This is a genomic window from Xenorhabdus bovienii, assembly GCF_024721015.1.
GTDB lineage: Bacteria > Pseudomonadota > Gammaproteobacteria > Enterobacterales > Enterobacteriaceae > Xenorhabdus > Xenorhabdus bovienii.
The window spans coordinates 1-7,401 of the sequence record NZ_JANAIF010000035.1; the positions used below are offsets into that span (position 1 = coordinate 1).

6 protein-coding genes are annotated in these 7,401 nt (G+C 41.6%); 2 read left to right on the top strand and 4 right to left on the bottom strand.

The genetic code is table 11. The features are described 5' to 3' along the window. The first annotated feature begins 476 nt into the window (after window positions 1-476). A complete protein-coding gene (locus NXS07_RS10885) occupies window positions 477-1,298 on the top strand; it encodes a BPSS1780 family membrane protein (RefSeq protein ID WP_038206326.1) in 822 nt (273 codons plus the stop codon). Between the two features lie 187 nt (window positions 1,299-1,485). Then, on the top strand, window positions 1,486-2,301 hold the full coding sequence (locus NXS07_RS10890; protein WP_258086734.1) for a BPSS1780 family membrane protein: 816 nt from the start codon (window positions 1,486-1,488) through the stop codon (window positions 2,299-2,301). Between the two features lie 117 nt (window positions 2,302-2,418). Here NXS07_RS10890 and serS read toward each other — a convergent pair whose 3' ends face one another. The 4 genes from serS to NXS07_RS10910 all read right to left on the bottom strand — a co-directional run. Beyond that, window positions 2,419-3,708, bottom strand: a complete 1,290-nt coding sequence (serS, locus tag NXS07_RS10895) for a serine--tRNA ligase (RefSeq protein ID WP_038201014.1) — start codon at window positions 3,706-3,708, stop codon at window positions 2,419-2,421. A 119-nt stretch (window positions 3,709-3,827) separates the two neighbouring features. Beyond that, complete coding sequence (locus tag NXS07_RS10900; RefSeq protein ID WP_038201016.1) at window positions 3,828-5,171, bottom strand: replication-associated recombination protein A; 1,344 nt, start codon at window positions 5,169-5,171, stop codon at window positions 3,828-3,830. 10 nt (window positions 5,172-5,181) lie between these two features. Then, window positions 5,182-5,790 (bottom strand): outer membrane lipoprotein periplasmic chaperone LolA, encoded by a 609-nt coding sequence (gene lolA / locus NXS07_RS10905; RefSeq protein ID WP_038201018.1) that lies wholly within the window; start codon window positions 5,788-5,790, stop codon window positions 5,182-5,184. Between the two features lie 69 nt (window positions 5,791-5,859). Next, window positions 5,860-7,401 (bottom strand): DNA translocase FtsK (locus NXS07_RS10910; protein ID WP_258086735.1); only part of this gene is annotated, 1,542 nt, incomplete at its 5' end.

A 7,401-nucleotide genomic window follows, 5' to 3' on the forward strand; every position in this document is an offset into this window, starting at 1 on the left:
GCGAAAGAGCTCACCACTCGGTTGACTGATAACTTCCAGATTTTAAAACCCGCCTCTTCAAGTTAATTGCGTATATATAAATTATTATTCTATCACTCAAATAGTGAATAATATTTCTATTGCTTATCTATTAAATAGAGAATAATAAACTAAAACTTAAATTTTATCTGACAAGAATATTTTCATCTAAAAATACACAATATTTCATATTTAAATATAAAAATTTCATTTCATACTTAAATAAATCAATAGGTTATACATAATCAGCCTAACCAAAAGAAATAAAAAATTCTGTATATTCCGAAAAATAGGCAAAATTAGTATATTAATCCCCCAATCAAAATCACAATTAATGCTTGTTGAACAGTAATTTTTATATGATAATTTATGAGTTTCTCTAACAAAATGTGTTAATGGGATGATTGTAGAGAAAATTAATTTGGCAATTACCGTTCAATAAGATAAATCGGAAAAAAATGGACAATCAAAATATTAATTTCAATTCTGGGGAAAAAAACGTTTCCCTAACCAAAGAAAAGAGCACATTCATTCCTGGTGGTCGAGCAGTGGGGGCTGGAGCGGCAACAGAGTGGATTGGCAATGCATGGAAAATGGTTAAAGCAAAACCAATGATGTGGATACTGCTGACTTTAATCTATTCATTTATCATTATGGCTTTTCAATTTATTCCATTCGTTAGTCTTTTTGCAGCTTTATTTGGCTCTGTGTTTATTGCTGGATTCATCGCTGCCGCTGAAAAACAGAGAACAACAGGTAACTTTGAAATCGACTTACTCTTCCACGGTTTCAAAAATAAATTTGGTTCATTAGTGGCTGTTGGTGGATTATCCCTTGGTATATACTTGCTTGGTGTTATCGCTGCTGTCATTATTGGTGGTTCAAGTATATATCAACTAATTTTAGACAGCCAATATGCTAATTCAGATCCAACACTGTTACTAGATAGCCTTTCTTCTATAATGCTGGCACTAGTTGTTATAACTATCTTTAGTGTGGTTTCTCTTGCATTTAGCTGGTTTGCACCCGCTCTGATTATCATTAATGATCTGAAATTCGGTGAAGCTGTGTCAATGAGCCTGAGCGCAGTGAAGAAAAACCTGTTCGGTGGCTTCTTGTTTTTCTTACTGATGGGCATTCTGTTTGGCGTTTCCACGATCCCGTTATTTTTGGGTTTTATTATTACTATGCCCATCTATATGGCAACTTTTTATACGACTTATCGCAGTATTTTTTATGCGGAAGAAGTGAAAGAACAGAAATCTAGTTTAATCAGCTAATGAATTTTTAATAAGTATCGATAAGCAAAAAAGCGCTATTCCTGCGCTTTTTTGCTACCTTTTTATAAAGTTATTATATATTTAAATAGATACAAAAAATAAATTAATAACAAGGAATAATAATGAAAGATAACTATCTTAATTTTAACTCAAAATCAATAAATAACACTCTTTAGAAGAATAAAAAATGAACAATAAAAATATTGATTTCAGTTCAAGGTCGAGAAATACTTCCTTAACCAAAGATAAGGAGACATTTATTCCTAATGGGCGTGCAGCAGGAGCCAATGCCGCAATAGAATGGGTTAGAAACTCATGGGAAATAGTTAAACCCAATCTTGGTAATTGGATACTATTGCTTTTCCTTTATCTTATCTGCTTTACCATTATCTTATTGGTCCCATTTATCAACCTCATTGCTTTATTTATTGCCCCTGTCTTCATGGGTGGTTTTATGGCTATCTGTGAGGAATATAGAAAAAAGGGTAGTTTTAATATAGGATTATTTTTCCACGGGTTCAAAAAAAATTTTGGTTCACTACTAGCTGTCGGCATATTCACTATTCTTATTTTAACTGTTGGAGTACTCGCAGCCATAGTTATCGGTAGCGTAGGAATATATCAATTTTACCTTATCGGACAAGGTAGTGAGATTGATATAGCCATGGTTCTTCTCATTTTCTTTATATTTATTTTGATCTATATTGCTATAATGTTTTTTTCTATCCTTGGGCTGGCTTATACTTGGTTTGCTCCTGCACTGATTGTCATTAATGGCTTAAAATTCAGTGATGCTATATCAATGAGTTTCAATGCAGTGAAAAAGAATCTTCTTGGTGGTTTTATCTTTTTCTTATTAATGAATATGATCATCACTCTTTCCATAATCCCATTAGGCTTAGGGCTATTTATTACCATACCTATTTATTTGGCAGCTTACTATACGTCTTATCGTAGTATCTTTTATGCAGAATCAAAAGAATCTGAAGAATCTGAAAATTGATAGGTTCAATATAAAATATTTTTTACAAAAGGAACTTAAAGAGGATGGATATAAATCATTACCGATAAAAAAAGCGCCCAACACGGCGCTTTTTTTATTATTTAGAATAATGGGTAATTAACCAATATATTCCAGCCCTTTCATATAAGGACGCAATACTTCTGGAATTTCGATACGGCCATCTGCCTGCTGATAGTTTTCCATCACTGCAACCAGAGTACGACCCACAGCCAGACCAGAACCATTCAGTGTATGCACTAACTGGGTTTTCTTGTCATCTTTGCTGCGGAAACGTGCTTGCATACGACGAGCCTGAAAATCCCACATATTAGAGCATGATGAGATTTCACGGTAAGTATTCTGCGCTGGCAGCCAAACTTCCAGATCGTAAGTTTTTCTTGCGCTTGCGCCCATATCACCCGTACATAGCAACATCTTGCGGTAAGGTAGTTTCAATAACTGCAATACTTTTTCTGCATGTCCAGTCAGTTCTTCCAGAGCATCCATTGATTTTTCAGGATGGGCAATCTGAACCAATTCAATTTTATCAAACTGGTGCATACGGATCAGGCCACGAGTATCACGGCCATAAGAACCCGCTTCAGAGCGGAAACAAGGTGTATGCGCCGTCATTTTCAGTGGCAATGCACTTTCATCCAGAATATCACCACGGACAAGGTTGGTAACCGGCACTTCCGCAGTTGGAATCAAGGCATAGTTGCTGCCGGTTTCTTCTTCCAATGGATTGGTGTGGAACAGATCTTCACCAAATTTAGGCAGCTGACCAGTGCCATACAGCGTTTCATGATTAACCAGATAAGGTACATAAGTTTCCAGATAACCATGCTGTTCGGTATGCAGATCCAGCATGAACTGTGCCAGTGCACGGTGCAGACGAGCAATCTGACCTTTCATTACCACGAAACGCGAACCCGTTAATTTTACCGCAGCGGCAAAATCAAGACCGTTGGTTAATTCACCCAGTGATACATGATCTTTAACTTCAAAATCATATTGGCGTGGCTCGCCCCAGCGGCTAATTTCCTGATTATCACTGTCATCTTTTCCATAAGGAGAGGAATCATCGGGAATATTAGGCATTCTTAATGCGAGCTCACGGATCTCTGCCTGCAATGCTTCCAATTCAGCTTTCGCTAAATCAAGTTTTTCTCCCAACTGATTCACTTCCTGACGCAGTGGTTCAATATCTTCACCACGGGCTTTCGCTGCACCAATAGCCTTCGATCGGGAATTACGTTCTGCTTGCAGGGTTTCAGTTTCAACTTGCAAAACTTTACGACGCTCTTCTTGTTTACACAGCGTCTCCACATCAAGGGTATAACCCCTGCGAGCCAGTTTTTCGGCGACTGCGTCTAGCTCATTACGCAGCATATTTGGATCGAGCATGCTATTCCTGTGCTTGTTATTGAAAAAATTGTTATTGAGAAAAAAGTGGTGAAATCAGCTCGGATTGACCAAGCCGACACATATACCCTTACCGCATAAACCTTACCGTATCAATGGCATTAGCGGTAGCGTTTTATCTGGCTATTTTTATCCTGTTCAATTAGCCAGTTTAATTTATCACCGATTTTACCTTCCAGCCCTCTGGCTGTCGGATGATAATAGCGAGTCTCTCGCATTTCTGGTGGGAAATAAACTTCACCAGCAGCATAAGCATTCGGTTCATCATGGGCATAGCGGTATGCTTCACCAAATCCCATTTCCTTCATGAGTTTGGTAGGCGCATTGCGCAAATGTGCAGGAACGTCATAATCCGGCTTATCTTGCGCATCCACCATCGCGGCCTTGAATGCCATATAAACCGCGTTGCTTTTCGGAGCGCATGCGAGATAAACAATGGCCTGTGCAATCGCCCGTTCCCCTTCTGCCGCGCCTACTCGTGTAAAACAATCCCACGCGGCAATGGCTACCTGCATACCTCGCGGGTCAGCATTACCCACATCTTCAGATGCAATGGCTAATAAACGACGGGCAACATAAAGCGGATCACCGCCTGCTGTAATGATTCTGGCGTACCAATAAAGCGCAGCATCCGGCGCTGAACCACGTATTGATTTATGCAGGGCTGAGATTAAATCGTAATACCGATCACCTTTATTATCAAACCGCGCACTCCGTTCCCCGCTGACCTCTTTCAGTAACTCCGGTGTCAGAACTCGTTGCCCCTGTGCATTGGCTTTCGCCATATCTGACATCATTTCCAGCAAGTTCAATGAACGACGAGCATCACCTGCAACCAATTCTGCGGCCATCTGACGGGTGTCGTCCTGCAACACAATATTTTGCCCACCGAAGCCACGTTCTTTATCATTCATAGCCTGAAAAAGCACTTGCTCAATTTCGGCTGCTGACAGTGATTTCAGTAAGTAGACACGAGCTCGTGACAACAAGGCTGAATTTAATTCAAAGGAAGGATTTTCGGTTGTCGCACCAATAAACGTGATCGTGCCATCCTCAATATGCGGTAAAAAGGCATCTTGCTGGCTTTTATTAAATCGATGGACTTCATCAACAAATAAGATAGTCCTGCGACCTGCATTACGATTTTGACTCGCTTTCTCTATGGATTCACGAATTTCTTTGATACCAGATGTGACCGCAGAAATACGCTCGATATCGGCTTGCGCGTAATGGCCAATAATTTCAGCCAGCGTTGTTTTCCCCGTTCCTGGTGGTCCCCACAGAATCATGGAGTGAAGATGACCCGCGCGGATTGCTCGTGGCAAAGGTTTGCCTTCCGCTAGCAAATGTTGCTGACCGATATAATGATCTAATGTGACTGGCCGCATTCTCGCGGCCAGTGGCTGAAATTCATTTTGTGAAAAATCGAGTGAAAGATTGTTCACTTAAACCTCACTAACGCTGATCATCCAACGTGACGCCCTCTGGCATGGTGAATTTGAATTTTGATTCATCAACGCGGGTATTTTGCTGCCCTTTTAATTGATAAGCACTTTTTTGTCCATCTTGTTCAACCGCTGTAAATTTCTGGATAGTCCCCTCCGGCGTTACAGTGATTGAAAAATGTTTCAAATTTCCATTGGCGTTACTAGGCGTCAACTCGAAATTATTCCCACTTTGTACAACGTTATATTGCTTCCAGTCAGCAGAATCATTACGGGCAATCAACATAAATGGTGTATTGCCTGCAGCATCTTTTAACCAATTAGCGGTCACTTGTTCAACAAAGGGGTTATAGAACCACAGTGTTTTTCCATCAGAAACCAAGACACTCTCATCAGGCGATGTCATGTGCCAGTTGAACAAATTAGGACGTTTGACCCAAAGTTGCCCTTCACCGTTTTGGATCGCTGAACCGTCACTGCTAGTGACGGTTTGGGTAAAACTGGCGTGAAAGCTATTCACCTTACCCAAGCGACCTTGTAGATCCTGCGAGGCATCAGCCCATGCAGTACCCACACTCACACCCATCATCAGACAACCAATCAACATCAGTTTTTTCATGTGCGAGATACCTTCAATTCATATTTATTATCAGCATTAATAGCCGATACCGCATTTAAAAGTGACTTATCAATGTTCATGCGGCGGAGGCGCCAAGACTTCACGATTGCCATTGTGACCAGGGGTACTGACAATCTGCTGTGCTTCCATCTGTTCGACAATTCTGGCTGCTCGGTTATACCCGATGCGGAACTGTCGTTGTACACCGGAAATAGAAACCCGACGTTTTTCGGTCACAAATTGAACCGCCTGATCAAACAGAGGATCCAATTCTTCATCGCTATCCAATCCCAGACCACCTTCACCGTCTTCTCCACCCTTGATAATACTATCAATATATTGAGGACGACCACGGGCTTTCCAGTCGTTGACAACTTCATGAACTTCCTGATCGCGAACAAATGCGCCATGAACACGTACAGGAATAGAAGAGTTTGGTGCCAGATAAAGCATATCCCCCATGCCAAGTAATGATTCTGCACCACCTTGGTCAAGAATGGTACGAGAATCAATTTTACTGGAAACGGTAAATGCGATGCGCGTCGGGATATTTGCTTTAATCAGCCCTGTAATGATATCAACGGAAGGACGCTGTGTTGCCAGCACCAAGTGAATACCTGCGGCGCGTGCTTTCTGAGCCAAACGCGCAATCAATTCTTCCACTTTTTTCCCTACCGTCATTATCAAGTCAGCAAATTCATCAACCATGACAACGATATAAGGCTCTTTTTTCAGCATAGGATGAGTTACATCCATACTGTCACCCGGTTTCCAGAAAGGATCGGGGATCGGGCGCCCCATATTTTCCGCTTGTTTGATCTTATCGTTATAGCCGGCGAGATTACGCACGCCCAAAGCTGACATCAACTTATAACGACGTTCCATTTCGTTCACACACCAACGCAGCGCATTCGCCGCATCTTTCATATCCGTGACGACTTCCGTCAATAAGTGCGGAATCCCTTCATAAACCGACAACTCGAGCATTTTCGGATCGATCATAATAAAGCGAACATCTTCCGGTTTCGCTTTATACAGAATACTGAGGATCATTGCATTGACCCCCACTGATTTCCCCGATCCCGTTGTCCCTGCGACCAGTAAGTGAGGCATTTTCCCCAAATCAGCAACCACTGGCTGACCTGCAATATCTTTCCCCAGAACAATAGTTAATGGCGATGGGTTGTCACGGAATTTTTCACAGTCCAGGACTTCACGCAGATAAACTGTATGACGTTTTTTATTCGGTAATTCCAAACCTACGTAAGGTTTCCCCGGAATGACTTCCACGATACGAACCGCCACCGCAGAGAGTGAGCGGGCAAGGTCACGCGACAAGTTGGAGATACGGGAAGCCTTAACCCCCGGAGCCAAATCCAATTCAAATCGTGTAATAACCGGGCCTGGTGAAAACCCAACAACATCCGCTTTGATGCGATAATCATTCAGACGCACTTCAATCAGACGTGAAGTCTGTTCAAGGGCAAACATATCGACGGGTTCTTCTTCCGCGGGCGGTTTCGCCAGAAGATCTAAAGAAGGCATCGGTGTTGTTGGCTTTGGCAATGGTTGATCATTACGCATCAAGAATGGATGGAATAGGCTCGACTG